Below are 25,088 nucleotides of genomic sequence, written 5' to 3' on the forward strand. Positions count from 1 at the left end.
TCGAGCCGATCAGTCTGCGTAAGCAGACTGGCCCAGCCGGTAAAGCAGGCGCTCAAGCGCAAAACGCACCAACACTTGGTTGAAATCCACGCCTTGCGCTTGGGCAAGCTTGAGCAGGCGGGCGCGCACCGAAGCTGCCCTGTCGTTCATTCGATGGCCTCCAAATATGGGCGCATCACATTGGCCACGCGGCAGATTTTGGCGCAGCGCCACAGATCGTCCGCCGTTGCCTTGCGCTGGGCGCGGGCATCTTTAAGTGCCTCTAGCGCCACGTCGAGGCCGATTTGGTTGCGGTGCTTAAAACAGTCCACGACCGTTTTGGCCACGCCAAAAACCCGCAGCCTCACGCCGTCGCGCAGGTGCTCTTCAACGCCGGTGGCATAGGCTGCGGTGCTCATCTGCACCATTTTTAGCGGCGGGTAGTCGATCCGGGGTAGGTGGCTGCCGCGCGGCATGGCGATCCAGATTTGGCGCGGCAGTTGGGTCGTCAGCTCGTGAAATTGCAGCGCGCTCAGCAGGCAGAACACGGCTTGCGGCACCTTGGTGGCGATGGCCGCAAGGCTTTCGTGCTCTGAAGCCGGGTGACTGGGCAAGCGGTAGAGGCCGCGCCCAACCCGCTCCAGCAGGCCAGCGGCGCACAGGCGCGAGAGCGTGATGCGGGGCGCACCGATGGCATCCAGATCGCTGGCGCGCAGCAGCCCCTTGAGGCTGGCCAGATCGAGGACGCGCTGGCCGTGGGTGAGAGCGACTGGCATGGCGCGAGTATGTTCCTTTTTTTCGTCGAAAGAAATTTTTTGACGAAAAAACGCAACAATGCTGCCGCGCCCAGCCAGCCCCCGCCTAGCGCTCCAAGCGCATGAAGTCGGTGCCCTGGCCCAGCGCCAGCAGGCCGCTGTTGGCGTAAATGCCGAGCTTGGCGCGGGTGTCGGCGATGTCGAGGTTGCGCATGGTCAGCTGGCCGATGCGGTCGCTGGGGCCAAAGGCGGCGTCTTCGACCTTTTCCATGCTCAGGCGCTCGGGCGCGTAGCTCAGGTTCGGGCTGGCGGTGTCGAGGATCGAGTAGTCGTTGCCGCGGCGCAGCTCCAGCGTCACGCTGCCCGTGATGGCGCGCGCCACCCAGCGCTGCGCCGCTTCGCGCAGCATGATGGCTTGCGGGTCGAACCAGCGCCCTTGGTACAGCAGGCGCCCGAGCTTGCGCCCGTTGTCGCGGTACTGCTCGATCGTGTCTTCGTTGTGGATGCCGCTGAGCAGGCGCTCGTAGGCGATGTGCAGCAGCGCCATGCCGGGGGCCTCGTAAATGCCGCGGCTCTTGGCTTCGATGATGCGGTTTTCGATCTGGTCGCTCATGCCCAGCCCGTGGCGGCCGCCGATGGCGTTGGCCTGTTCGAACAGTGCCACCAGCGACTCGAAGCGCTGGCCGTTGAGGGCCACCGGCACGCCCTCCTCAAAGGCCACCGTCACCTCTTCGGCCTTGATGGCGCAGTCTTCACGCCAGAACGGCACGCCCATGATCGGATTGACGATGCGCACGCCGCTGCTCAAGTGCTCGAGGTCTTTGGCCTCGTGCGTGGCGCCCAACAGGTTGCTGTCGGTGCTGTAGGCTTTTTCTACGCTCATTTTGTAGTCGAAGCCGTGCGCGATCAGGAACTGGCTCATCTCGGTGCGGCCACCGAGCTCGTCGATGAAGCGCTGATCCAGCCAAGGCTTGTAGATTTTGAGCGCCGGGTTGGTGAGCAGGCCGTAGCGGTAAAAGCGCTCGATGTCGTTGCCCTTGAAGGTGCTGCCGTCGCCCCAGATGTGCACCTCGTCGGCGCGCATGGCGGCCACCAGCAGGGTGCCGGTGACGGCGCGGCCCAGCGGCGTGGTGTTGAAATAGGTGTTGCCGGCGGTGCTGATGTGAAAAGCCCCGGCTTGCAGCGCCGCCAGCCCTTCGGCCACCAGCTGCGGCCGGCAGTCGATCAGGCGCGCGGCCAAGGCACCGTAGCCCAGCGCCTTGCGCGGAATGGCGTCGTAGTCGCTCTCGTCGGGCTGGCCCAAGTGGGCGGTGTAGGCGTAGGGCAGGGCGCCGTTGAGCTTCATCCACAGCAGCGCGGCCGAGGTGTCTAGGCCGCCCGAGAAGGCGATGCCGACCTTGAGGCCGACGGGCAGGTTTTGCAAGATGGTGGGCATGGGGTGGCGCGGCTTATTCGAAGTGGCAGATGTAGTGGTAGGGCTGGTCGCTGACGCGAATCTGAAAACTCGAATGGGCGGGCACGGCGAACGACTCGCCCGCAGCGCAATGCCGCCAAGCGCTGCTGCCCGCGAGCAGGTAGTCGCAGGCGCCGGCCACGCACTCCATCACTTCGGCGGCGCCGGTGTTGAAGGTGAGGGTGGCGGGCAAAATCACGCCGACCGATTTTTTGGTGCCGTCGGCCAGCGTCAGGCTGTGGCTGATGCATTTGCCCTCAAAATACACATTGGCTTGGGTTTGGACGGTCACGCCGTCGAATTGGGTGGTGGGCATAAAAGCGTCGAAAATCGTGGGGGGTGTGCGGGCGCGCTGGCGGAACGCTGCGCTTGCAGCCGATTCTAATTCCTGCGCAGCAGCGGCCATGCACGACAATCCCGCCCGTGGATCGGCTTTGTGCGCCCCCCTTAGCCTTGTTTCCCCCAGCCCCCCTGGCCCCTTGCCACCCAATAACGCCATGACCGACCCCCGTCCCCCCGCCCCCGCAGCGCCGCCCCAAAGCCTCGACCAATGGTTGGCCCATTGCGAGCGCCTGCACCCCAAGAGCATCGAAATGGGCCTCGATCGTGTGCGCACGGTGATGCTGCGCATGAACGGCGGCCGCGGCATCGTGCCGCCGTGCCCGCTGATCACGGTGGCGGGCACCAACGGCAAGGGCTCGACATGCGCCATGCTCGAATCGATCTACCGCCACGCCGGCTACCGCACCGCGCTCTACACCTCGCCGCACCTGGTGCGCTTCGAGGAACGCGCCCAAGTGCGCGGCGAGCCGGTGGAGGCGGAGGCGCTGGCGGCGGCATTTGCCGAAGTCGAGCGCGCGCGCTTGGGCGAGGGCGGGCAGGCCGAGGTTTCTTTGAGCTACTTTGAGTTCAGCACGCTGGCCATCGTGCAGACGCTGGTGGCGGCGCAGCCCGAGGTGCTGGTGCTCGAAATCGGCATGGGCGGACGGCTCGATGCGGTCAACCTGTGGGATGCCGACTGCGCCATCATCACCAGCATCGACCTCGATCACATGGAGTTTCTGGGCCCCGACCGCGAAACCATCGGGCTCGAAAAAGCCGGCGTCATGCGCAGCGGCCGCCCGGTGGTGGTGAGCGACCCGCTGCCGCCCACCAGTGTGCTGGAGCACGCGCGCGCGCTGGGGGCCGAGGTGCGCCGCATCGGGGTTGATTTTCAGTTCAGCGGCGACCGCCAGCAGTGGAACTGGAGCGGGCGCAGCAAGCGCTACAGCGGCTTGGCCTACCCGGCCTTGCGCGGGGCCAACCAGTTGCAAAACGCGGCCGGGGCGCTGGCGGCGATCGAGGCCCTGCACCCGCGCCTGCCGGTCACGGCGCAGGCGGTGCGCAACGGGCTGGCGCTGGTGCAGTGGCACGGGCGCTTTCAGATCGTGCCCGGGCAGCCGGTGCTGGTGCTCGACGTGGCGCACAACCCGCACTCGGTGGCGGCGCTGGTGCAAAACCTCGACGCCCAAGGCTACTTCCCACGCACGCACGCGGTATTTGGCGCCATGGCCGACAAAGACCTGGCCCCGATGCTCGAGCGCGCCGGCGCGCTGGTGGAGCATTGGTACTTCACCGATTTGCCCGGCGCGCGCGCCGCCAAGGCGGCCGATCTGCTGGCGCGCTGGCAGGCGCTGGCGCCACGCCCGGGCAGCAGCGCCAGCACCCATGCCGATGCGCTGGCGGCGCTGGCCGCCGCCCGCGCCGCCGCCGACCCGGCTGATAGAATCGTGGTCTTTGGGTCTTTCCTCACGGTGGGGGCGGTGCTGGAGCACGGGGTGCCGCGTTTGGCGGCCCCACACTTGCCCACATAAAGCCCCTGCCACAGCCTAAAGGCTGCCGTGCGCTGGCCCTTGGGGTGCAGGGGTAGGCCCGATTTTTTGCAACCCACGGTGACACAGCGGCTCATGTTCAAACTGCGTTCAGGCGGCAGCGGTGCCAACGCCCCAGCCCCGCCGCCCACCATCGAAACCTTGCGCCGGCGTGCGCGACAGCGCCTGATCGGGGCCGGCATATTGGTGTTGGCAGGGGTGATCGGCTTGCCGCTGCTCTTTGACACCCAGCCGCGCCCTGTGCCGGTTGACATCGCCATCGAAATTCCAGACCGCCAGCCGGTTCAGCCTTTGCCCGTGCTGCCGCCCGCGCCAGCGCCTGCGACCGAGGTAGCCCCGGCAGCGCCCCTTCCTGCACCCGCCGCTCCCGTTACTGCCCCTGTGCCTGCCACGCCAGCCACCGCACCCGCACCCGCTCCTGCCGCTCCCACACCCGCCGCCCCGGCCCGCCCGGCAACGCCACCAGCACCCGCCCCGGCTCCGGCCCCCACCGAGGCAAACCGCGCCCAAGCCATCCTCGAAGGGCGCACGCCCGCCGCCGCGCCAACGGCGCCGGCCACCCCCCCCGCCACCCCCCAACGCCTGGTGGTGCAAGTGGGCGCGTTCGAGAGCGCCGAGCGCGTGCGCGAGGTGCGCCAGCGCCTCGAGCGCGCCGGCCTGGTCACCTACACCCATGTCGCGCAAACCCCCGACGGTCCGCGCACCCGCGTGCGCTTGGGGCCTTTTGCCAGCCGCGCCGAAGCCGAGCGCGCCGCCGAGCGCGTGCGCCAGCTCGGCCTGCCCGCCGCCATCCTCACGCTATGAGCCGTGGCTGCCGTCGATGTGTTTTTGCTGCTGCTGCTGCTGGCCTCGTTGCTGATCGGGGCTTGGCGCGGGCTGGTGTACGAGGTCTTGTCGCTCAGCGCCTGGGTGGCGGCGTTTTTTCTGGCGCAGTGGTGGGCCGCCGACGCCGCCGCGTGGCTGCCGCTGGCCGAGCTCGACCCGCCCTTGCCCTTTGCCATCGGCTTTGCGCTGGTGTTCGTGGCCTGCGTGTTTGCCGGCGGATTTCTGGCCTGGCTGTGCAAAAAAGGCATGGATCAAGTGGGCTTGCGCCCGGTCGATCGCAGCTTGGGCGCGGCCTTCGGCGTGCTGCGCGGCGTCGTGGTTTTGCTGGCGCTCACCGTGCTGCTGCACCTCACGCCGCTGCACCAGCACCCGGCTTGGCAGCAGTCGCTCGGGGCCGGCTGGCTCTACAACGGTCTGTCAGCCCTTGAAGGCCTGATGCCGCTTTGGCTGGCGGCCCATTTCCCTTGATAACAACAGGATTCGTCGTATGTGTGGAATCGTAGGCGTGGCCAGCACGGCACCGGTCAATCAGCTGCTCTATGACGCCTTGCTGCTGCTGCAGCACCGCGGCCAAGACGCCGCCGGCATCGTCACCGAACAAGAGCGCAAGTTCTTCATGCACAAGGCCAAAGGCATGGTGCGCGACGTCTTTCGCACGCGCAACATGCGCGCGCTGCCCGGCAACCACGGCTTGGGGCAGGTGCGCTACCCCACCGCCGGCAACGCCTACAGCGAGGAAGAGGCGCAGCCCTTCTACGTCAACGCGCCCTTTGGCATCGTCATGGCGCACAACGGCAACCTCACCAACGCCCAGGCGCTGCGCCGCGACATGGTGCAGCTCGATCACCGCCACATCAACACCGACAGCGACTCCGAGGTGCTGCTCAACGTGCTCGCGCACGAAATCGGCCGCGCCGGCGCCCACGGCGCTTGGAGCACCGAGGCGCTGTTTGCCGCCGTGGCCGCCACGCAGCTGCGCTTAAAAGGCTCGTATGCGGTGGTGGCGCTCATCGCCGGCCACGGCCTGCTGGCGTTCCGCGACCCCTTTGGCATCCGGCCGCTGTGCATCGGGCGTGGCAAAGACGGCACCGTCATGGTGGCCAGCGAATCGGTGGCGCTCGAAGGCACCGGACACGATTTTTTGCGCGACATAGCGCCCGGCGAGGCGGTTTTTGTCGGCGCCGACGGCCAAATCCAGTCGCGCCAGTGCGCTGCCCAGCCGCGCCGCTACCCCTGCGTGTTCGAGTACGTCTATCTGGCTCGGCCCGACTCCACGCTCGACGGCATCTCGGTCTATCAGGCCCGGCTCAACATGGGGCACACGCTGGCCGAGCGCTTGCGCCTGCAGGTGCCGTTGGACGAAATCGACGTCGTCATCCCCATCCCCGAATCCAGCCGCCCGGCCGCCACCCAGCTGGCGCAGTTGCTGGGCAAGCCCTACCGCGAAGGCTTCGTGAAAAACCGCTACGTCGGGCGCACCTTCATCATGCCGGGGCAGGCGGTGCGCAAAAAATCGGTGCGCCAAAAGCTCAACGTCATCGGCAGCGAATTCAAGGGCCGGCGCGTGCTGCTGGTCGATGATTCCATCGTGCGCGGCACCACCAGCCGCGAGATCGTGCAGATGGCGCGCGAAGCCGGCGCGGTCAAGGTTTATATGGCCAGCGCCGCGCCGCCGGTGATGTACCCCAACGTCTATGGCATCGACATGCCCACGCGCGACGAACTGGTGGCGCACGGGCGCACGCTCGAAGAAGTGAGCCAGATCATCGGCTGCGACGCCCTGATCTACCAAAGCGTAGAAGACATGAAGCGCGCCGTGGGCTCGATCAACCCGGCGCTCGACGGCTTCGAGGCCTCGTGCTTCGACGGTGTGTACGTCACCGGCGACATCAGCGCCGACGACGTGAACCGCCTGCACGCGCAGCGCAGCGGCAGCGAAGAGGACGAGGCCGACAGCTCGCGCCTGTCGCTGCCCAATTCCCGCGAGCAGTAAGCCGCCATGTCCAGCCCTTTGCACCGCGACACGCTGGCGCTGCGCGTGGCCGTCGAGCGCAGCCTGCACGGCGAACACTCCGAGGCGCTGTATTTGAGCAGCGGCTTCGTGCAGCCCAACGCCGCCGCCGCCGCGCGCCGTTTTGCCGGCGACGAAGACGGCTACACCTACGGCCGCAGCGGCAACCCGACCGTGAGCAGCTTCGAGCAGCGCTTGGCCGCGCTCGAGGGCAGCGAGGCCGCGCTGGCCACGGCCTCGGGCATGGCCGCCATCACGCTGGTCTGCTTTGGCTTGCTCAAGGCCGGCGACCACGTGCTCTATTCGCAGTCCATGTTTGGCTCTACGCTCAAGCTGGTGGGCACCGAGTTTGCGCGCTTCGGCGTCGAATCCACTGCTGTGCCACAGACCGACCTGGGCGCTTGGGCGCGTGCCGTGCGCCCCAACACCCGGCTGCTGCTGGCCGAAACCCCCACCAACCCACTCACCGAAGTCTGCGACATCGCCGCGCTGGCCGATCTGGCGCACGCCGCCGGTGCCTGGCTGGCTGTGGACAACTGCTTTGCCACCCCGGCGCTGCAGCGCCCGCTCGAGTTCGGTGCCGACATCGTGCTGCACTCGGGCACCAAATTCCTCGACGGCCAAGGCCGCGTCATGGCCGGCGCGGTCTGCGCCAGCGCCGACCTCATCCACCAGCGCCTGCTGCCGGTGCAAAAAAACACCGGCATGGTGCTCTCGCCCTTCAACGCCTGGGTGGTGCTCAAGGGCCTCGAAACCCTGAGCCTGCGCCTGCAGGCGCAAAGCGCACAGGCGCTGGCGCTGGCGCAGTGGCTGCAAGCGCACCCGGCCGTGGCGCGGGTGCACTACCCGGGCCTAGCCAGCCACCCGCAGCACGCGCTGGCCATGCGCCAGATGGGCGGCTGCGGCGGCGCCGTGCTGGCCTTTGAAGTGGCGGCCAGCAGCCCCGAGCAAGCGCGTGCGCGCGCCTTCGGCGTGCTCGATGCGCTCCAGGTGCTGTCGCTGTGCACCAACTTGGGCGACACCAAAACCCTGTGCGCGCACCCGGCCAGCACCTCGCACGGCAAACTCAGCGAAGCGCAGCGCCAGGCCGCCGGCATCGTCCAGGGGCTGGTGCGCGTGGCCGTCGGGCTCGAGCATTTGCCCGACATCCAAGCCGACCTTTTGCGCGGCCTCGACCGCATCGACACCTTCCACCCATGAGCACCCCGCGCATCCGCACCCGTTTTGCCCCTTCGCCCACCGGCTTCATCCACCTAGGCAACATCCGCTCGGCGCTCTACCCTTGGGCCTTTGCCCGCGCCCAAGGCGGCGACTTCATCCTGCGCATCGAAGACACCGACCAAGAGCGCTCCAGCCAAGCCGCCGTCGATGTGATTTTGCAGGGCATGGCCTGGCTCGGGCTCGACTTCGACGAAGGCCCCTACTACCAGATTCAGCGAATGGCGCGCTACCAAGAGGTGCTGGCCGACATGCTCGCGCGCGGTTTGGCCTACCCGTGCTACATGAGCGTGGCCGAGCTCGACGCGCTGCGCGAACGCCAACTGGCGCACAAAGAAAAGCCGCGCTACGACGGCACCTGGCGGCCCGAGCCCGGCAAGGTCTTGCCCCCCATCCCGGCGGGCGTGTTGCCGGTGCTGCGCTTCAAAAACCCGATCGGCGGCGTGGTGGCATGGGACGACAAGGTCAAGGGCCGCATCGAGATCGCCAACGCCGAGCTCGACGATCTGGTGATTGCCCGCCCGGCCCCGGCTGCAGAACCGGGCAGCACAGCGGGTGCGGCAGCCGACAGCCCAGAGTCCGCGCGCATCGGCGTGCCGACCTACAATTTTTGCGTCGTCGTCGATGACATCGACATGCGCATCACGCACGTCATCCGCGGCGACGACCACATCAACAACACCCCGCGCCAGATCAACATCCTGCGCGCCCTCGGGCACGAGCCGCCGGTCTATGCCCACCTGCCCACCGTGCTCAACGAGCAGGGCGAGAAGATGAGCAAGCGCAACGGCGCCAAGCCCGTCACCCAGTACCGCGACGAAGGCTACCTGCCCGACGCCATGCTCAACTACCTCGCGCGGCTGGGCTGGAGCCACGGTGACGACGAAATTTTTAGCCGCCAGCAGTTTTTGCAGTGGTTCGACCTCGAACATCTAGGGCGCAGCGCGGCCCAGTTCGACGAAGCCAAGCTGCGCTGGGTCAACGCCCAACACCTCAAGGCCCTGCCCGATTCCGAGCTGGCGCCCTTGGTGGCCGAGCAACTGGCGCGCCGCGGCTTGATCTCCGATGAGCGCCTGCCAGCCATCTGCGCGCTATTCAAAGACCGCTGCGACACCACCGTGGCGCTGGCCGACTGGGCCGCCTGCTTTTACCGCGAGCCCCAAGTGGCGCCCGACGCGCTGGCCGAACACGGCGGCGCGGCGCTGCGCCCGGCGCTGGCGGCGCTGGCCGCCGAGCTGCAAAGCTGCGAGTGGAGCCGCCCCGGCATCGCCGCCGCGCTCAAAGCCGTGCTGGCCGCACACGGCCTCAAAATGCCGCAGCTCGCCATCCCGGTGCGCGTGCTTGTGATGGGCACGCCCAACACGCCCGCGCTCGACGCCGTGCTGGCGCTGCAGCCGCGCGAAAAAGTTTTGCGCGCCTTGCAAAAGGCCTAAAAACCTGTCTATAATTCGAGTCTTGCTGATGCACAAAGCGCAGAGCCAAGGCTCTAAACCGAGTGCAAAGGTTGCAGCTCTCCAAAAGGGGGTATAGCTCAGCTGGGAGAGCGCTTGCATGGCATGCAAGAGGTCAGCGGTTCGATCCCGCTTACCTCCACCAAAGCGGGCTGCAACTGGTTTTTTCGGTAACAGTTTTCTAGGTTTGACCCTATCGTCTAGAGGCCTAGGACATCACCCTTTCACGGTGAGTACCGGGGTTCGAATCCCCGTAGGGTCGCCAACCGCACGGAGCGGTAGTTCAGTTGGTTAGAATACCGGCCTGTCACGCCGGGGGTCGCGGGTTCGAGCCCCGTCCGCTCCGCCAAAAATTAAGATAAAGCAATCAAAAGGTTATGTGCTGCGGCCCATAACCTTTTTTGTTTCTGCGGGTCAGGCCACGTGCACATGCACGTGCTTGCCGAGCGCATTGGCAGCGGCTTCAATTTGCTCAAGCCTAGAGGCATGGCGAAGGTCAAGCAGCCGATCCACTTGCGGCATATGCCAACCTAGGCGGCGGGCGAGTTCTGATTTTTTCACACCCTGCTCAGTCATGGCCTGATACACCCCGAGCTTCGCGCATTCGAGTGCGCAAGGGCTGACGGTTTTTTGCCCTTGTTCTGGTTTGCTGGCAGCAGGCAGGGGCTTGCGTGCGTCAACGTAGAAGGAGAGGCCGGTTTCCAGCGCGTCAATCGCGTTCAGCAGCGCCTCATCCTCATCCGCACCAAAGGTGATCGCCTCGGGTACGTCTACAAACGTTACGAGCACAGTGCCGTTATCGTCCGGTGTGAGGGTCACAGGGTAGTTAAACATTTCACTTCTTCATCTGTTTTGAGTTCACAGGCCGAATCTTAACAGTTCTGTTGTGTTTGTCAAGCCTGAAGGCGGCACCTCCCCCCAAAGGCTTGTGTATACTCAGGCCATAACGCTGCTGCCCCGTGCAGCAGCCCGCTAGGCCACACTAGGGCCGGCTCTATACACCCCCTAAACGCGCCCGCCGAACGTGACACGGCACGGCGGTAGCGTGGCCAAACGCTTTTCTGGCCCACCCCCTCAATGCCCCCCGCCAATTCCAGCGCTGCCCTCAGCGCCACCCCTAGCCCCAGCGCCACCCCCGAGCCCGGGCTGCTGGCTGCGCTGCCGCAGTTGCGCCGCTTGTGGCGCAGCATGTCGGCGCGGCGCAAAGGGCAGAGCGTGGCGCTGCTGGGCCTCACGGTGGTGGCATCGGCTGCCGAGCTGGTGTCCATCGGGGCGCTCATCCCGTTTTTGGCCGCGCTCACTGCGCCCGAAGCCCTGTTTGTGCTGCCCTTCATGCAGCCCTTCATCGCCGCGCTGGGCTTGCAGCAGCCGCAAGACCTGCTGCTGCCGCTCACCGTGCTCTTTGGCTGCGCAGCCGTGCTGGCTGGCCTGGTTCGCATCGGCGTGCAGTGGGCCAGCACCAAGCTGGCTCTGTCTATAGGCCACGACTTGGTGGCCGGCATCTTTCGCCGCACCCTGCACCAGCCCTACACCATCCACATCCAGCGCAACAGCAGCGAGGTGGTCGATGGCATCGTGCTCAAGGTCGAGCGCGTCATCGGCTTTGTGCTCTTGCCCACAGCCAACGGCTTTGCAGCAGTCTTCATCGTGCTCGTGGTGTGCGCGGCCGTGCTGGTGTTTCAGCCTTGGGTGGCCATCAGCATGATCTTGGGCCTAGGCAGCATTTACGGTTTGATTTATGCCCTGACCCAAGCCCGCCTGCGGCGCGACGGCCAGCGCGCCGCCGCAGCCGCCACCCAGCGCGTGCAGGCGCTGCAAGAGGGCCTAGGCGGCATACGCGACATCACGCTCGATTCTACCCACGCCACCTTTTGCGCCCGCTTCGAGCAAGCTGATCTGATTATGCGCCGCGCCCAAGTGCGCAGCGTGGTCTTTGCCATCACCCCGCGCTTTATGATCGAGGCGCTGGGCATGGTGCTCATCGCCAGCGTGGCCTTGCTCATGGCCCAGGGACCTGGCGGCTTGGGGCAAGTGGTGCCGGTTCTGGGCGCGTTGGCCCTGGCAGCGCAGCGCATGCTGCCGCTGGCTCAAAACATATACGCCGCTTGGAGCAACCTCAGCAGCAACCACGGCTACTTAACCGAAGTGCTCACCCTGGTCGAGCAGCCCATGCCCGCCGATCCCGCTGTAGGCAGCACAGAACCTGCACTGCCGTTTGATCAGGCTATCGAGCTGCGAAACCTCGGCTTTGCCTACCACACCAATGGCCCGCAAGTGCTGCGCGGCGTAAACATGGGCATTGCCAAAGGAGCGCGCATCGGCATCGTGGGCACCACCGGCAGCGGCAAAAGTACGCTCATGGACATCCTCATGGGCCTGCTGCCCCCCACCGAAGGGCAACTGTGCGTTGACGGCTGCCCGATAACCGAAGCCAACCGCCGCGCTTGGCAAGCCCGGGTGGCGCACGTGCCCCAAGCCATGTTTTTGGCCGATGCCAGCGTAGCCGCCAACATCGCGTTTGGGGTGCCGGCCGCGCAGGTCGACCTGGAGCGGGTGCAGACCGCTGCGGAGCGCGCGCAGATCGCCAGCACCATCGAGGCCTGGCCGCAGGGCTACCAGACCATGGTCGGCGAGCGCGGCGTGCGCCTCTCGGGCGGGCAGCGCCAGCGGCTGGCGATCGCCCGCGCGCTCTATAAGCACGCCGACGTGCTGGTCTTCGACGAAGCCACCAGCGCGCTCGACGACGCCACCGAAGACGCGGTGCTGGAGGCCATCGAGGCGCTCGGCCCCGAACTGACCATCATCCTCATCACCCACCGCCTGCGGCCCCTGCGGGCCATGGATGCGGTGTGGCGGGTGGAGAGCGGTGGGGTGACGCTCGCGGTTACTAAATTTTCCACAAGTATTGTCGTTTAGGGAAACCCTGCATAACTACCCCCCGCCGTATTCAAGCTGTAAGCCTGCGGTGGCACACTTCAGCATCATGAAACAAAGCCCGCTTGATCTGAGCCTGTGTACACGCAAGACCCGCAAACAGGTGTTTTTGCAGCAGATGGAGACCGTGGTGCCTTGGGCTGCCTTGGTCGAGCTCATCGCCCCGTACTACAGCGACGGGCGCAACGGCCGGCCACCCTTTCCCCTTGAGACCATGCTGCGCGTGCACTTCATGCAGCAGTGGTTCAACCTGTCCGATCCGGCCATGCAAGAGGCCTTCTTTGACACACCGCTGTACCGCGAGTTTGCCCAGTTGAGCCCCTTTGGCCGACTGCCCGATGAGAGCACCATTCTGCGCTTTCGCCACCGGCTAGAGAAGCACAAGCTGGCCGAGCGCATCTTGGCCAGCGTCAACGAACTGCTCGAGCAACGCGGCTTGTTGCTCAAAGCCGGCACCGCCGTCGATGCTGACTCGGGTCTGGTGCACACGGTGTGCGGCACCTCGGGCAACGTCTCTGACGCATCCGTTTCGGGTCATCAAGTGCCAGTTTGGCTTCAAGCAGGTGTGGCACAGGGCATAGACGTTCTGCTCGATTTGGCTGAACGCTTGAAACTGCGACCGAATGTGGGGTTATTATTTGTGGGCCGTGGCAGCGAATCGGCACGCCTCAAGGTTGATGCTCAATCGCGGCAGTTGGACAATGTGCTTTTTTTGGATGAGATCGACCCGGACGAAATTCCAGACTTGTACGCGCAGTGTGTTGCCGGTTTGGTGGCGCTGCACCCTAAGCACAAATCGCACAACATTCCGGGGAAATTCATAACTTATATGCAAAACGGCTTGCCTGTGCTGGCTAATATCAATGCGGGAAATGACTTGGCGCAGTTGATAAAATTAGAGCGCATTGGGCAAGTGTGCGAAAGCAATCATGTAGAAGATTTGGCGCGGCTTTGTGTTACGCTTTTGCAGCAAATAGATGGGGATGTAGATTTGACCAACCGTTGTAAACGTTTGTTTGCACGCGATTTTGCAGTTAAAAAAACAGTCGAACAAATTGTGAGCGCGTTGTAGCCTTAATATTTTTGGTTTGTTGCAAATTTAGCTCGACAAACTAAGTCCATACCCCCCGTGTCAGAATCTGGCTACCGGTGCGCAATTCCATGACTAGTCTACCGTTGTGCCTTTATAGCGCGTCGCTGGTACTTATGGCTGTGGTTTGGTACGATCAGACGCATGTGTTGTTGTTTTTTCTGTGTGCAGCTTTTGCTGTTTATAGTTTATGGTATGTGCATTTGGTGCGCTTTGGTGTCAGGTGAATCCCGTGCGCCAAGTGCATCTTGACTATTTTGTTCATTGCCTCCAATCTCCTATCCGCTATCACCCAGCCCATGTTTTGGCTGGCGCTGTGGTGGGGTCTGGCCTTGCTGGTGCTGTGGCGCCGCCGTGTGCTGGGCATGTCTATGCTTTGGGCGGGTTTGGTGGTGTTGGGTTTGCTGGGGTTCATGGCGCTGCCCGATGCGTTGTTGCGCCCCCTCGAGAACCGCTACGCCGCGCCGCCCGCGCACACCGTGGGGCAGCATGTGGGTGTGATTGTGCTGGGTGGTGCCACCGGGCACCCAAGCAGTTTTGCAGCCCACGGCCAAGTGCCCCTGGGCGATGCAGCCGAGCGCATGACGGCGCCGCTGTATTTGATGCGCCAGCACCCTACACTGGAGCTGGTATTTTCGGGTGGCGAAGGGCGGCTGCTGCCCACCGGCACGACCGAGGCCGAGCTGGCAGGCGTGTTTTTTGCGCAGCAGGGGCTGGACATGCGCCGCGTGCAGCTTGAAGGCGGCGCCCGCAACACGCGCGAAAACGCCATCAAGGTGGCGCAACTGCTGGGGCCGCGCTGCCAGCAGCCTTGGCTACTGCTCACATCGGCCTGGCATATGCCGCGCGCCATGGCCGAGTTTCAGGCGCAGGGCTGCCGCGTGACACCCTATCCGGTGGACTTTCGCACGGGCACCAGCACGCCGCTCACCGAGTATTCATTGGCCCGTAGCCTGCTGCGCTGGCAAACGGCTTTGCACGAGTGGCTGGGGCTGCTGGTGTATGGCCTTACGCGCGGTTGATGAGCCGCAGCTTTGAGCACAAACCGGCCGGCGGCCCAATCCTCTACATGACATCAAACCCACCCAACTCCAGCACCCCCAACACCACCAGCACCCGCACAGGCGTTTTGATCACCGGCGTATCCGGCTTTGTGGGCCAAGCGCTCGAGCGCCGTTTGCACGATGCTGGGTTTGCGGTATCGGGCAGCGCGCGGCACGAGCACCGCATGGCGGGCGGCGCACTGGCCGGGGTGGCGCAGCTGCACACCAGCCAAGATTGGTCTGGCTTGTTGCGCGGGTGCAGCGCCGTGGTGCACTTGGCGGCGCGGGTGCACATCATGCACGACACGGCGCCCGATCCGCTGGCCGCCTTTCGCGCAGCCAACACGGCTGGCACCCTGCACCTGGCGCAGCAGGCCGTGGCGGCGGGGGTGCGGCGCTTTGTGTTTGTGAGCACGGCCAAGGTCAACGGCGAGCACACCGCAGCCGGACGCGCCTTTCGCCACGATGACGTGCCCCAACCCGAAGACGCCTATGCCCTGTCCAAGCACGAGGCCGAGCAGGGCTTGCGCGCGCTGGCGGCTGCCAGCGGCCTAGAACTGGTGATCGTGCGCCCGCCCTTGGTCTATGGGCCGGGCGTGAAGGCCAACTTTGCCGCCCTGATGCGCGCGGTGCAGCGCGGCTGGCCCTTGCCCCTTGGGCTGGCGCACAGCAACCGGCGCAGTTTTGTGGGCCTAGACAACCTCGTAGATTTGCTCTGCACCTGCCTAGAGCACCCGGCTGCGGCCAACCAGACCTTTATGGTCAGCGACGGCCACGACCTTTCTACTGCCGAACTGCTGCAGCGCATGGGCGTGGCCTTGGGCCGCCCGGCGCGCTTGTGGCCTGTGCCCACCTGGGGCCTGATGGCGGCAGCGGCGCTGCTGGGCCAGCGCGAAAAGGCGCGGCGCCTGTTGGGCAATTTGCAGCTCGACATTGCCCACACCTGCACCACCCTAGGCTGGCGCCCGCCGGTTTCGGTGGACGAAGGCTTGCGGCGCGCAGCGGCCGGTATGGGGGCTGCTGAATGAAGCGCGGTTTTGATTTGGTGCTGGCTGTGCTGGCCGCCCTAGTGCTGCTGCTGCCGCTGGCGCTGGTGGCCCTAGCGGTGCGCCTGACTTCGCCCGGGCCGGCCCTGTACTGGAGCGAGCGCGTCGGGCGCAACAACCGCAACTTTTGCATGCCCAAGTTTCGCAGCATGCGCACCGACACCCCGGCCGTGGCCACGCACCTGCTCACCGACCCGCAGCGCTGGCTCACACCCATCGGCCCCTTTTTGCGCCGCAGCAGCCTCGACGAACTGCCCCAGCTCTGGAGCATCCTCAAGGGCGACATGAGCTTTGTCGGGCCGCGCCCGGCGCTATTCAACCAGCACGACCTGATCGCGCTGCGCACCCAGGCCGGCGTGCAGCACCTGCGCCCCGGCCTGACCGGCTGGGCGCAAGTGAACGGCCGCGACGATCTGCCCATCCCCATCAAGGTGCGCTTCGATGCCGAATACGCCCAGCGCCTATCGCTGGCTTTTGATATCAAAATCATATGGCTCACCGCACTCAAGGTGCTCAAGCGCGACGGGGTGGCGCATTGAGTGCATACCATGCAGACGACGAGGTGCGCAGCATGACGCGCTCACCAAGGGGTGGAATCAAAATTGATGTATGATTTCATCGAATTTGATGACAAAAACCGCCATGCGAACCACCATCACCATCGACGATGCCTTGTACCAGCGCGCCTTGGAAGTGGCTGACCCTGGCATGGACAAGTCCGATTTGTTTCGTGAGGCCGTGATGGCATTTGTGCGCATTCAGGCGGCGCGACGTCTGGCTGCGCTGGGCGGCTCTGCCCCGAATATGGATGAAGTGCCCAGAAGGCAAGAGGCCCACCAAGCATGAGAAGCGTGCTGGTGGATACCTCGGTATGGATTGCGCATTTTCGGCATGGCAACCCGAGCTTGGTGACTTTGCTGGCCTTGGACGAGGTGAGCATACACCCTTTGGTGTGGGGCGAGCTGGCTTGTGGTACGCCACCCAACAGGACCGATACCCTGAAAGACCTGCGCAGTTTGCGGCAAGTCCAGCAGGCATCTCTCGCCGAAACGGTGGACTTTGTGGAGCGTGAACGGTTGTTTGGGCTGGGCTGTGGCTTGGTGGACATGCAGCTGCTGGCCTCGACGCTGCTGACGCCGGGGGCCAGTTTATGGACCCTCGACAAGCGTTTGGCTTCGTTGGCCCAGCGTTTCGGTTTGTGTTACGGCGCACATCAGCACTAGGGCAGCGTTTGAAACAACACGCCGTGCAGTGCGTGCTGCTTGACACCGCCCCTTGATTCCTCCCGAAGCCCACACCCAAAGCGAGGCAATGCATTGAGCTCACACCTGGTGCGTACAGCGCAAACCGTATTGGCGCTGCCGCGCCCGCTCAAGCGCACGCTGGCGCTGGTGGTGGATGGGGCGTTGTGCGTGCTCACGGTGTGGCTGGCGTTTTATTTGCGGCTCGACCTTTGGTTGCCGTGGCAGGGTACGGCTGACAATTTGTACCGCCCCTATTTGGCGGCGCTGGCGGCGCTGGCCATTGCGCTCCCGTTGTTTGTGGTCAATGGCTTTTACCGCGTCATTTTCCGCTACACCGATTGGGCGGCAGCGCAGACGCTGTTGCGCGTGTTTGCGCTTTATGCCGTGTTGTACGCCGGTGTGGTCACGGTGCTGGGGCTGCCCGGGGTGCCGCGCAGTGTGGGCATCATCCAGCCCTTGCTGCTGGGGGTGGCGGTGGGGGCTACGCGGTCGTTGGCGCGCTATTGGCTGGGCGGTTTGTACCAAGATATGTCGGCGCGCAGCAGTTTGCCCAAGGCGCTGATCTACGGTGCCGGCCAGACCGGGCGCGAACTGGCCCGGGTGCTGGCGCACAGCCAAGAGCTGAAATTGGCCGGCTACATCGACGACGACGAGCGCTTGCATGGCCAGGTGCTAGGCGGTTTGCCGATTGTGTCGCCGGCCGATGTGCCCGCACTGGTCAACGAAGACGGGGTGCGCACGGTGCTGCTGGCCATGCCCAAGCTGGAGCGCGCGCGCCGCAACCAGATCCTCGAGACCCTGCGCCCGCTGCGGGTGGCGCTGCGCACGCTGCCGCGCTGGAGCGACGCAGCGCACGGCCGCATCAGCAGCGCCGATCTGCACGAACTGGATGTGGACGACCTGCTGGGGCGCGAGCCGGTGGCGCCCAACCACATTTTGCTGGCCAAAAACATCGTCGGCAAGGTGGTGCTGGTGACCGGTGCCGGGGGCTCGATCGGGAGCGAGATCTGCCGCCAGATCGTGCGCCAGCGCCCGGCGGTGCTGCTGCTGCTCGAAAACAACGAGTACGCGCTCTATGCGCTGGAGCGCGAGCTCCATGCCTTGTGCGCCGATGGAGCTGATGACGCCGAAGCAGGCGAGGGCGGCGCAGGCGGCGCCGATGGCTTATCCACAAGCCCAACCAACCCAGACGACTCATTCTGTGGCGGCGTGCGCCGGGTGCCGCTGCTGGCCAATGTGCAAGACGCGGCGCGGCTCGACGAGATCATGCGCACTTGGCGCCCCGACACGGTCTATCACGCCGCGGCCTACAAGCATGTGCCGCTGGTGGAGCACAACCCGGCCGAGGGCATACGCAACAACGTCTGGGGCACGCTGCGCGCGGCGCAGGCGGCGGCGGCCAATGGGGTGAGCGATTTTGTGCTGGTGAGCACCGACAAAGCCGTGCGCCCGACCAACGTCATGGGCGCCAGCAAGCGCTTGGCCGAGCTCGCCTTGCAGGCGCTGGCCGCCGAACCGGCGCTGCGTGGCCGCACCCGCATGTGCATGGTGCGCTTTGGCAATGTGTTGGGTTCGTCGGGTTCGGTGGTGCCGCTGTTTCGGCAGCAGATCCGCGACGGCGGCCCGATCACGCTCACGCACCCCGAGGTGACGCGTTTTTTCATGACCATACCCGAGGCGGCGCAGCTGGTGATCCAAGCCGGCGCCATGGCCAAGGGCGGCGACGTGTTCGTGCTCGACATGGGCCAGCCGGTGCGCATTTACGACCTCGCGCAGCGCATGGTCGAGCTCTCGGGCCTGACGCTGCGCGACGCCGCACACCCGCAGGGCGACATAGGCATCGAGATCAGCGGCTTGCGCCCGGGCGAAAAGCTGTACGAAGAGCTGCTCATCGGCAACGACCCCCAGCCCACGGTGCACCCACGCATCATGAAAGCGCACGAAGCCAGCTGGCCCTGGCCGCAGCTGCAGCCCAAGCTGGCCACGCTCGAACTGGCGCTGCAAGTCAACGACGTGGCGCTGCTGCGCCTGCTGCTGCAAGAGCTGGTCGAAGGCTACACCCCCGACGGCGAGATCGTCGATTGGGTGCACCTAGAGCAGGCGGTGGGGCAGGGCCGACTGTGAGCTGCCCGCAGGGCGCTGCAAGCAAAAAAACGCCAGTGCTTGGACTTCGGCGCTGTCGCCCACGGTCACGTTGTAGACTTGGTTTTTGGCCGCTAACAAAGGAATCCCCATGACCACCGTTCAAGTTGAATTGCCCGATGTGCTGGCACAAAGCGCACAAGCCGCTGGCCTGCTCACACCGCAAGCGCTGGAGGCCATGCTACGCGAGCAGCTCAAGCGCCAGGCAGGCGAATCCTTGCGCGCCCTATGGGCCAGCGCACCGCCCGAGGAATTGACGCCCGAGATCGAGCAGATGATTGATGAACAGGTGCAGGCAGTGCGTGCCCAGCGCAGCAAGCAGGAGGCCCATTGAGCGGTAGCAGCCTCAGAGGCATCCGGCTGCGCCTGGTGCTCGATACCAATGTGGTGGTGTCTGGTTTGTTGTGGGGCGGCCATGCGCGCCGCTTGCTGGAGCTGGCGCTAACTGACACCATTGCGCTGTACAGCAGCCCGGTGCTGGTCGATGAGTTGAGTCAGACCCTGCACTATGCCAAGCTGACCAAGCGCATCACAGCGCTGCAAACCACGGCGCAGGCACTGGTGGCGCACTACAGCGCTATGGTCACGCTGGTGGTGCCCCAGCAGGTGCCAAGAGTGATTGCCAAGGATGCCGATGATGATCAGGTTTTGGCGTGTGCAGTGGAAGCACGCGCCCATTTGATTGCCTCTGGCGATCAGCATTTGCACAGCCTGGGCGGCAACTACCTGGGCGTGCGCATCGTGACACCTGCCGAGGCGGCGGGGTTGCTGGAAACGCCGTAGCTACGGTTTTTCAGGTCTTACGTCAACAACTCTTCAAAGCGCTTTTGCAACAGTGTTTTGCGTTGCCCCGTTGGCAGCGGCGCCAGCCCTTAGCGGGCTGCAAACAGGGTGACAGCGTTGAGCTGCGCGACGCCGCGCTGCTGCGCTTGCTGCTGCAAGAGCTGGTCGAAGGCTACACCCCCGAGGGCGAGATCGTGGATTGGGTGCACCTAGAGCAGGCGGTGGGGCAGGGGGTGGTGCGGTAGAATCAAACAATGAATTCAAACGACGACGAAATCAGCCTGCTTGACTTGTGGGATACCTTGATCGGGGCGTGGAAGACGCTGCTCGCTTTCTTGGCAGTTGGTATTGCCTTGGGCGTGGGCATTGGCATGCTCAGTCCGTCTGTTTATCAGGCCACGGCACTGATTCAGGTTGGGCAGGTTGGGCAGGTTGGGCAGGTAAATGTGACGCGCCAGCCGGTCGAGTCGCCGTTGCTTGCGGTTGAGCGTCTGCGGTCTTTGACTTTTCAGCAGCGTATTGCTGAAGCAACCACAGACCAAGATTGGATCAATGCAATCCGCTCTGGCGCTGATGCCGGTCGAATTCAAGCGCAACTGGTTCGAGCAACCCAAGCCGATGCATCGCCGTTGATCGAGCTCAAAGTGCGCGCTCCGAGCCGCGAGCAGGCAAAAATGCAAACCGAAGCAACTTTGGCCGAACTGGTGCGCATACACAATGAATTTGCCCAACCCAGAATTGACAACCTGCGCAGCGAACTGGCTTAAAACCGGGAGCAGTTGGAGGCGAGTCAAATGCGCCTGAATAAATTGTCGCAACTGGCCGTTGTCGATCGGGTTCCAGATGCCAGGTTCAATCAGATCATGCTTGCCAACATGATGCTGACGCAAATGCAAGCCGAGGTTTTTGCTGTGCGCAGTACGATTTCTATGTACGAGACCGCATTGCAGAGCCCCTTGACGCAGCCCACGCGCACGATCGAGCCGGTTTTTGCCCCTGCTCACCCGGTCTCACCCGCGCGCTTGATGATGCTCGTGGTGGCGGCCATGGCCGCAGCCATGCTGGGCGTGCTTTGGGTTTTGGTGCGCAGCGCTTGGCTGAACGCGCGCCGGGCCAAACAGCATCCAGAACAGTCGATGGGGTAGGTTGGGGAGCACTGCGACAAGGCGGTGCACCCAAGCAACCTGCAAGAGCAGGTCGAAGGCACCACCCCCGATGGCGAAAACGCTTTGACTGCAGGGCTGCTATTGGCTACAATTCTTCCTGTAATGGCTGGATATCCAAGCCTTCAGGTATAAAAATGGTCGATTTCGCGCTTGCACTGCCCGAGGAAGTCTGCTTGGAGCTGGGTCAGCGCGCCCGGGCTCGGCGGCTGGCGCTCAACCTCTCGGTTGACGAGTTGGCGCAGCGCGTCGGCATCTCCAACAAGACGCTCGGAAACTTCGAGCGCACGGGCCGCTGCACGCTCGAGACTTTTGCGCGCATTCTGGAGGCGCTCAACGCCCTCCATGACCTATCCCCCGTGCTGGTCTTGCAATCGAAGTCGATTGAGGACATGCGCCTGAAAGCAGCAGTCGCCACCCGTCAGCGCGCCTACACCAAGGCGCGAAAGCGCTCGATGTGATAGGCTGATTCACTGGCGTATGACCACGCCAAGAACCTGTCGTTCGTGATGGAAGCCGACGGCAGCTGGCAGCTGGCAGCTGGCGCCGCCGTATGACCTGACTTACTGCCCGGGATAGCAAGGCACTGGATTTGGCCGAAGGTCTCGCGCTGCGCAAAACCACCGTGACCCAAGTGCTTCAGGCCATGCAAAGCAATTTTGCACGACTCGCCGGCTAGACAATCACGCCACCGATCCTGCAGCAAGAGCTGGTCGAAAGCACCACACCCCCGAGGGCGAGATCGTCGATTGGGTGCACCTAGAGCAGGGCGCTCAATCGACCTCGATAGCCTGAGTGATGCGATAAAAAAAGCCCAGCGAGTCGTTGTGCAGCACGTGAAAGCGGCCTTCGACGACGACGGCACCCATGCTGTAGCGAATAGGGCGCCGGGCACGCACTTGCACCAGGCTTTCGGGGCCGCCGGGGGTGCAAAAGGGGCAGGTGAGCGGCACCGAGCTGAGCAAAAAATGCACTTGGCGCGTGCCGGGGTCGAGCGGCGTCATGAAGCCCTGCAGGCGCACGGTGCGCTGATCCAGCGCCAATATGGCGGCGGAATACACCTGCACCACGCGCTGGCGTTCGATGCGGGTGGTGAAATCGGCCAGGGTGGACCACGGCACCACGTCGCTGCGCTGGGGCAGTGGGGCAAAGGCGCTTAGGGGACTGTGGTAGCCCATGCCGGTGCCGCCGGCCAGTGGGTTGGGGTGGCCAGCGGCGCCAGGAATCCCAGCCGCGTCGGGAGCCGCGGGCGCATTGGGGGCGCCAGCAGCGCCAGCCGCCGGCGCATTCTGCCCAAACACGGGTGCGGCGATGGCGGTGGCGCCCAGGGCTGCGATGCGGCGCAACCAAGAGCGCCGCAGCCAAAGCCCTTCGTCAGTGGACATGGCGCATGCCGCAGTAGTTGCCCAAGGCGATGCCGGTGCAGGCGGCGCGCAGGGCCTGGTGGCAGACGCGTTCGCCGCGCCCGGCTTGCAGGCATTCAGCGGCAGCCTGGTGCGCCGCGGCCATCGCCTGGTGGCGTTGGATGTCTTGCTGAATCTGCGCCGGGGTGTGCTGCTGGCCGTGGGTGTGGCCGTGCGGGGCAGCAGGCGTGGTCGGCGTGGTTGGGCTGGCCCAGACGGGCAGGGCCAAGGCGGCGCTGGCGAGCAGGGCCAGCAGGGTGCGGTGGGTGGTTTTCATCGGGTTCATGGGGTTTTAGCTCCGGTTGAGTAGGGTCAAAACGTCGAGCCGGTGCACGCGCCAAGCCGGCAGGGCCGCCGCCAGCAGCGCCAGCAGCAACACCCCCAGCGGCACCCACAACAGCGTCGGGCTCCAGTGTGCGGCCTGCACCAAGGTGGCGGCACCCGTGGGCAACCAGCCGCCCAGGGCCGCCAGCAAGCCTTGGGCCAGCGCCAGCCCCAGCAGCAGCGCCAGCAGCGCCAGCGCAAAGGCCTCGGTCAGCAACAAAGCGACCAAGCGCCGCGGCGGCGTGCCCAGCATGCGCAGCATGGCCAGATCGGCCTCGCGTTCACGCACCGCTTGCCACAGCGCCACGAACACCGACAGCGCCGCCATGAGCAGCAGCGTCAGGCCAAAGCCCTGCAGCACCTGGGTGCCCGCGCCCAGCAGCGTGAGCAGCCGCGTGAGCTCGAGCGCCGGGGCGGCGGCCTGCATATTGGTCTGCTCGTTGACGAAGCGCGGGAAGGTGACCGCGGCCAGCGGCGTGGTGTAGCGGATCAGGGCCATGGTGACTTCGCGCTCGGCCTCGACGGCGGCGCGTTCCTCGGGGCTCATCTGCGCCATGCCGTGCAGATCGTCGTGCACCAGCCAGACCGATTCGGTGGCGGTGAGCACCAGCCGGTCGAGCACGCAGCCGCAGGGCGCCAAGATGCCGGTGATGGTGTAGGGCCACTGATCGTGCGCCTTGCCGACCGGATCCAGCCCGTGCACACCGACGAAACTTTGGCCCAGCCCCAAGCCGCTGCTGGCCGCCACCTGGGCGCCCAGAACGGCTTGCATCGGCGCGTTCCAGAGCTGGCCCTGGGCCAGTTCGGCGCCATACAGCGCGACATAGTCGTGGGTGGTACCCACGATGCGGTAGCCGCCCAGGTTGTCGCCCAAGCTGAGCGGGATGATCGCGGCCACTTGCGGGTGTTGGCGCAGTTGTTCCAGATCGGCCAAGCGGATGTTGCCCGGCGGCACGTCGAGGTGAAACACGCCCGACATGATGAGCTGGATCGGGCTGCCCTTGGCGCCGACGACGGCGTCGATGCCGGCCAGATCGCGCTCAAAGGTGTGCGTGAGCTGCTCGCGCGCGCTGAGCACGAACACCATGGCCGCTACGCCCAAGGTGAGCATGAGCAGGTTGAGCACCGTGCTCAGGGGGCGCGACCAGAGGTAGCGCCACGACAGGCCGAGGGTGTTCATGCCGCAGCCTCCGCGTGTGGCTGCAAGCGCAGGGTGCGCGCGTGCGGCAGCGCTTGCACGGCACGCTGGTCGTGTGTGGCCACCACCAGCGTGGCGGCATGCTGCTGCGCGTGCTGGCTGATGAGCGCCATGGCTTGGGCGGCGAGGTCGTCGTCGAGGCTGGCGGTGGGCTCATCGGCCAGCAGCACGGCCGGGCGGCGCAACAGCGCCCGCGCCAGCGCCACGCGCAGCGCCTGCCCGGTCGAGAGCTGGTGCGGGCGCCGCTGCAGCAAACCGCCCAGCCCAAGGGCCTCGATCAGGTGCTGGGTGTGCGCGCGATCCAGCGGCTGCTGGCCGGCGTAGGCCACCAGTTGCAAGTTGTCGTGCACGCTCAAGGCCTGGCTGAGCAGGCCGCGCTGGGGCAAAAAGCCGATGTGGCGCGCACGCCAAGCGTCGCGTTCGGCTTGCGCCAGCTGCGCCGGGTGCGTGCCGGCGACTTCGAGCACGCCGGCGCTGGGCGTGAGCAGCCCGGCCAGCAGCGCCAGCCAAGTGGACTTGCCACTGCCCGAGGGGCCGCGCAACAGCAACGCGCCGCCGCTGGCCAGCTCCAGGTCGGGAAAGTCGAGCGTAGGGCCGCTGGGCCAAGCGTAGCGAAGGGCGGAGCTGAAAATCATGGGCGCGCGTGGGGTTGGAGGCAGTCGGAGCAGGTGCCGTGCAAGGTGAAATCGAGCCGCTGCGGCTGGTGCCCGAGCGCGGTCATGCGCTCGCTCCAGCTCTGCGCCAGCTGCTGCGCCTCGAGCGCCGCCGCAGGCAGCGGCAGCAGGCAGTGGCAGGCGTCGCACTCAAAGCGCGGTTGCGCCAGCGCGGCGGCGCCGTTGCCGGCCCAGGTGAAGCGCCAGCGGCGCTCGTGCGCGTCGGCGTGGCGCAGCAGCACACCGCAGGCGGCGAGCCGATCGAGCAGCCGGTACAAGGTGACGCGGTTGATGAGCAGGCCGCGCGCCTGCAGCTGCGCCAGCACCTCGAAGTGGCAGCGCGCGGCGCAGGGGTCGGCGGCAAACAGGCCCAGCACGGCGCGCGTGGCCGGCGTGACGCGCAAGCCGGCGCGGTGCAAGCGCTCGAGCAGCTCGGGCGTGAGCGGGCTGGATGAGGGGGCGGCGGTTTGGGGCATGGTCATGGGACTCGGCTGCTGCAACA

General features: G+C 65.4%; 29 protein-coding genes, 3 tRNA genes and 2 pseudogenes. 24 read left to right on the forward strand and 10 right to left on the reverse strand.

Annotation, left to right across the window (positions count from 1 at the left end; translation table 11 throughout):
* Nucleotides 1-9: 9 nt before the first annotated feature.
* The 4 genes from ACVMK0_RS02915 to ppnP all read right to left on the reverse strand — a co-directional run bounded on the left by ACVMK0_RS02915 (nucleotide 10) and on the right by ppnP (nucleotide 2,503).
* Nucleotides 10-150: a hypothetical protein gene (locus ACVMK0_RS02915; RefSeq protein WP_432715190.1), complete on the reverse strand. Its 141-nt coding sequence runs from the start codon at nucleotides 148-150 to the stop codon at nucleotides 10-12.
* Complete coding sequence (locus tag ACVMK0_RS02920) at nucleotides 147-755, reverse strand: type IV toxin-antitoxin system AbiEi family antitoxin domain-containing protein (RefSeq protein ID WP_250959649.1); 609 nt, start codon at nucleotides 753-755, stop codon at nucleotides 147-149. The genes ACVMK0_RS02915 and ACVMK0_RS02920 overlap by 4 nt, the downstream gene beginning before the upstream one ends.
* A gap of 85 nt (nucleotides 756-840) precedes the next feature.
* Complete coding sequence (argG, locus tag ACVMK0_RS02925; protein ID WP_476464240.1) at nucleotides 841-2,169, reverse strand: argininosuccinate synthase; 1,329 nt, start codon at nucleotides 2,167-2,169, stop codon at nucleotides 841-843.
* Between the two features lie 13 nt (nucleotides 2,170-2,182).
* Nucleotides 2,183-2,503 carry a pyrimidine/purine nucleoside phosphorylase gene (ppnP, locus tag ACVMK0_RS02930; RefSeq protein ID WP_045534861.1) on the reverse strand — a complete coding sequence of 107 codons (321 nt, stop codon included), beginning with the start codon at nucleotides 2,501-2,503 and terminating at the stop codon, nucleotides 2,183-2,185.
* 181 nt (nucleotides 2,504-2,684) lie between these two features.
* Here ppnP and folC point away from each other — a divergent pair, with 181 nt between their 5' ends.
* The 9 genes from folC (at nucleotide 2,685) to ACVMK0_RS02975 (ending at nucleotide 9,912) form a co-directional block, all read left to right on the forward strand.
* Nucleotides 2,685-4,040 (forward strand): bifunctional tetrahydrofolate synthase/dihydrofolate synthase, encoded by a 1,356-nt coding sequence (folC, locus tag ACVMK0_RS02935; protein WP_476464241.1) that lies wholly within the window; start codon nucleotides 2,685-2,687, stop codon nucleotides 4,038-4,040.
* Nucleotides 4,041-4,133: 93 nt separating this feature from the next.
* On the forward strand, nucleotides 4,134-4,862 hold the full coding sequence (locus ACVMK0_RS02940; protein WP_476464242.1) for an SPOR domain-containing protein: 729 nt from the start codon (nucleotides 4,134-4,136) through the stop codon (nucleotides 4,860-4,862).
* Between the two features lie 3 nt (nucleotides 4,863-4,865).
* Nucleotides 4,866-5,351, forward strand: a complete 486-nt coding sequence (locus ACVMK0_RS02945) for a CvpA family protein (protein ID WP_045534865.1) — start codon at nucleotides 4,866-4,868, stop codon at nucleotides 5,349-5,351.
* A gap of 19 nt (nucleotides 5,352-5,370) precedes the next feature.
* The gene (gene purF / locus ACVMK0_RS02950; RefSeq protein WP_476464243.1) at nucleotides 5,371-6,876 is read left to right on the forward strand and encodes an amidophosphoribosyltransferase; all 1,506 of its coding nucleotides are present in this window, start codon (nucleotides 5,371-5,373) and stop codon (nucleotides 6,874-6,876) included.
* A 6-nt stretch (nucleotides 6,877-6,882) separates the two neighbouring features.
* The gene (locus tag ACVMK0_RS02955) at nucleotides 6,883-8,094 is read left to right on the forward strand and encodes an O-succinylhomoserine sulfhydrylase (RefSeq protein ID WP_476464244.1); all 1,212 of its coding nucleotides are present in this window, start codon (nucleotides 6,883-6,885) and stop codon (nucleotides 8,092-8,094) included.
* Nucleotides 8,091-9,545, forward strand: a complete 1,455-nt coding sequence (gltX, locus tag ACVMK0_RS02960; protein WP_476464245.1) for a glutamate--tRNA ligase — start codon at nucleotides 8,091-8,093, stop codon at nucleotides 9,543-9,545. Before ACVMK0_RS02955 ends, gltX begins: the two co-directional genes overlap by 4 nt.
* Before the next feature lie 87 nt (nucleotides 9,546-9,632).
* Nucleotides 9,633-9,708, forward strand: a tRNA-Ala gene (locus tag ACVMK0_RS02965).
* Between the two features lie 44 nt (nucleotides 9,709-9,752).
* A tRNA-Glu gene (locus ACVMK0_RS02970) sits at nucleotides 9,753-9,828 on the forward strand.
* A 7-nt stretch (nucleotides 9,829-9,835) separates the two neighbouring features.
* Nucleotides 9,836-9,912: transfer RNA gene (locus ACVMK0_RS02975), tRNA-Asp, on the forward strand.
* A gap of 65 nt (nucleotides 9,913-9,977) precedes the next feature.
* On the opposite strand, the gene ACVMK0_RS02980 is transcribed toward ACVMK0_RS02975, so the two are convergent.
* Nucleotides 9,978-10,397 carry a type II toxin-antitoxin system HicB family antitoxin gene (locus ACVMK0_RS02980; protein ID WP_476464246.1) on the reverse strand — a complete coding sequence of 140 codons (420 nt, stop codon included), beginning with the start codon at nucleotides 10,395-10,397 and terminating at the stop codon, nucleotides 9,978-9,980.
* Nucleotides 10,398-10,640: 243 nt separating this feature from the next.
* Here ACVMK0_RS02980 and ACVMK0_RS02985 point away from each other — a divergent pair, with 243 nt between their 5' ends.
* The 15 genes and pseudogenes from ACVMK0_RS02985 (at nucleotide 10,641) to ACVMK0_RS03055 (ending at nucleotide 21,469) form a co-directional block, all read left to right on the forward strand.
* Entirely contained in the window at nucleotides 10,641-12,479 is a 1,839-nt protein-coding gene (locus tag ACVMK0_RS02985) for an ABC transporter ATP-binding protein (protein WP_476464247.1), read from the forward strand.
* Between the two features lie 67 nt (nucleotides 12,480-12,546).
* Nucleotides 12,547-13,023: pseudogene (locus ACVMK0_RS02990) on the forward strand (transposase); the annotation flags it as partial.
* Between the two features lie 105 nt (nucleotides 13,024-13,128).
* Nucleotides 13,129-13,569: pseudogene (locus tag ACVMK0_RS02995) on the forward strand (glycosyltransferase); the annotation flags it as partial.
* A 317-nt stretch (nucleotides 13,570-13,886) separates the two neighbouring features.
* A complete protein-coding gene (locus ACVMK0_RS03000; protein WP_476464248.1) occupies nucleotides 13,887-14,609 on the forward strand; it encodes a YdcF family protein in 723 nt (240 codons plus the stop codon).
* Nucleotides 14,609-15,658, forward strand: a complete 1,050-nt coding sequence (locus ACVMK0_RS03005) for a UDP-glucose 4-epimerase family protein (RefSeq protein ID WP_476464249.1) — start codon at nucleotides 14,609-14,611, stop codon at nucleotides 15,656-15,658. Before ACVMK0_RS03000 ends, ACVMK0_RS03005 begins: the two co-directional genes overlap by 1 nt.
* Complete coding sequence (locus ACVMK0_RS03010) at nucleotides 15,655-16,215, forward strand: sugar transferase (RefSeq protein WP_476464250.1); 561 nt, start codon at nucleotides 15,655-15,657, stop codon at nucleotides 16,213-16,215. The genes ACVMK0_RS03005 and ACVMK0_RS03010 overlap by 4 nt, the downstream gene beginning before the upstream one ends.
* Nucleotides 16,216-16,318: 103 nt before the next feature.
* Nucleotides 16,319-16,522 (forward strand): type II toxin-antitoxin system VapB family antitoxin, encoded by a 204-nt coding sequence (locus ACVMK0_RS03015; protein WP_476464251.1) that lies wholly within the window; start codon nucleotides 16,319-16,321, stop codon nucleotides 16,520-16,522.
* A complete protein-coding gene (locus tag ACVMK0_RS03020) occupies nucleotides 16,519-16,899 on the forward strand; it encodes a type II toxin-antitoxin system VapC family toxin (RefSeq protein ID WP_476464252.1) in 381 nt (126 codons plus the stop codon). The genes ACVMK0_RS03015 and ACVMK0_RS03020 overlap by 4 nt, the downstream gene beginning before the upstream one ends.
* Before the next feature lie 93 nt (nucleotides 16,900-16,992).
* Entirely contained in the window at nucleotides 16,993-19,044 is a 2,052-nt protein-coding gene (locus tag ACVMK0_RS03025) for a polysaccharide biosynthesis protein (RefSeq protein ID WP_476464253.1), read from the forward strand.
* 109 nt (nucleotides 19,045-19,153) lie between these two features.
* Complete coding sequence (locus ACVMK0_RS03030) at nucleotides 19,154-19,396, forward strand: hypothetical protein (protein ID WP_045534896.1); 243 nt, start codon at nucleotides 19,154-19,156, stop codon at nucleotides 19,394-19,396.
* Entirely contained in the window at nucleotides 19,393-19,845 is a 453-nt protein-coding gene (locus ACVMK0_RS03035) for a putative toxin-antitoxin system toxin component, PIN family (RefSeq protein WP_082027191.1), read from the forward strand. Before ACVMK0_RS03030 ends, ACVMK0_RS03035 begins: the two co-directional genes overlap by 4 nt.
* 62 nt (nucleotides 19,846-19,907) lie before the next feature.
* On the forward strand, nucleotides 19,908-20,090 hold the full coding sequence (locus ACVMK0_RS03040) for a hypothetical protein (RefSeq protein ID WP_144400248.1): 183 nt from the start codon (nucleotides 19,908-19,910) through the stop codon (nucleotides 20,088-20,090).
* 9 nt (nucleotides 20,091-20,099) lie between these two features.
* Entirely contained in the window at nucleotides 20,100-20,612 is a 513-nt protein-coding gene (locus tag ACVMK0_RS03045) for a Wzz/FepE/Etk N-terminal domain-containing protein (protein WP_476464254.1), read from the forward strand.
* Nucleotides 20,613-20,639: 27 nt separating this feature from the next.
* Nucleotides 20,640-20,990, forward strand: coding sequence for a hypothetical protein (locus ACVMK0_RS03050; protein ID WP_476464255.1), 351 nt, complete (start codon nucleotides 20,640-20,642; stop codon nucleotides 20,988-20,990).
* 155 nt (nucleotides 20,991-21,145) lie between these two features.
* Nucleotides 21,146-21,469, forward strand: coding sequence for a helix-turn-helix domain-containing protein (locus tag ACVMK0_RS03055; protein ID WP_045534907.1), 324 nt, complete (start codon nucleotides 21,146-21,148; stop codon nucleotides 21,467-21,469).
* Between the two features lie 312 nt (nucleotides 21,470-21,781).
* Here ACVMK0_RS03055 and ACVMK0_RS03060 read toward each other — a convergent pair whose 3' ends face one another.
* Genes ACVMK0_RS03060 through ACVMK0_RS03080 form a run of 5 tightly spaced genes read right to left on the reverse strand, consistent with a single transcriptional unit; the run spans nucleotide 21,782 to nucleotide 25,068 of the window.
* A complete protein-coding gene (locus tag ACVMK0_RS03060) occupies nucleotides 21,782-22,393 on the reverse strand; it encodes a DUF3299 domain-containing protein (protein ID WP_476464256.1) in 612 nt (203 codons plus the stop codon).
* On the reverse strand, nucleotides 22,383-22,697 hold the full coding sequence (locus ACVMK0_RS03065; protein WP_349496561.1) for a hypothetical protein: 315 nt from the start codon (nucleotides 22,695-22,697) through the stop codon (nucleotides 22,383-22,385). Before ACVMK0_RS03065 ends, ACVMK0_RS03060 begins: the two co-directional genes overlap by 11 nt.
* A gap of 6 nt (nucleotides 22,698-22,703) precedes the next feature.
* On the reverse strand, nucleotides 22,704-23,915 hold the full coding sequence (locus ACVMK0_RS03070) for an ABC transporter permease (protein WP_476464257.1): 1,212 nt from the start codon (nucleotides 23,913-23,915) through the stop codon (nucleotides 22,704-22,706).
* On the reverse strand, nucleotides 23,912-24,568 hold the full coding sequence (locus tag ACVMK0_RS03075) for an ABC transporter ATP-binding protein (protein ID WP_476464258.1): 657 nt from the start codon (nucleotides 24,566-24,568) through the stop codon (nucleotides 23,912-23,914). The genes ACVMK0_RS03070 and ACVMK0_RS03075 overlap by 4 nt, the downstream gene beginning before the upstream one ends.
* Nucleotides 24,565-25,068, reverse strand: a complete 504-nt coding sequence (locus tag ACVMK0_RS03080; RefSeq protein WP_476464259.1) for a Fur family transcriptional regulator — start codon at nucleotides 25,066-25,068, stop codon at nucleotides 24,565-24,567. The genes ACVMK0_RS03075 and ACVMK0_RS03080 overlap by 4 nt, the downstream gene beginning before the upstream one ends.
* Between the last annotated feature and the right edge of the window lie 20 nt (nucleotides 25,069-25,088).

The sequence above is a fragment of the Serpentinimonas sp. SSL01 genome (genome assembly GCF_056323735.1).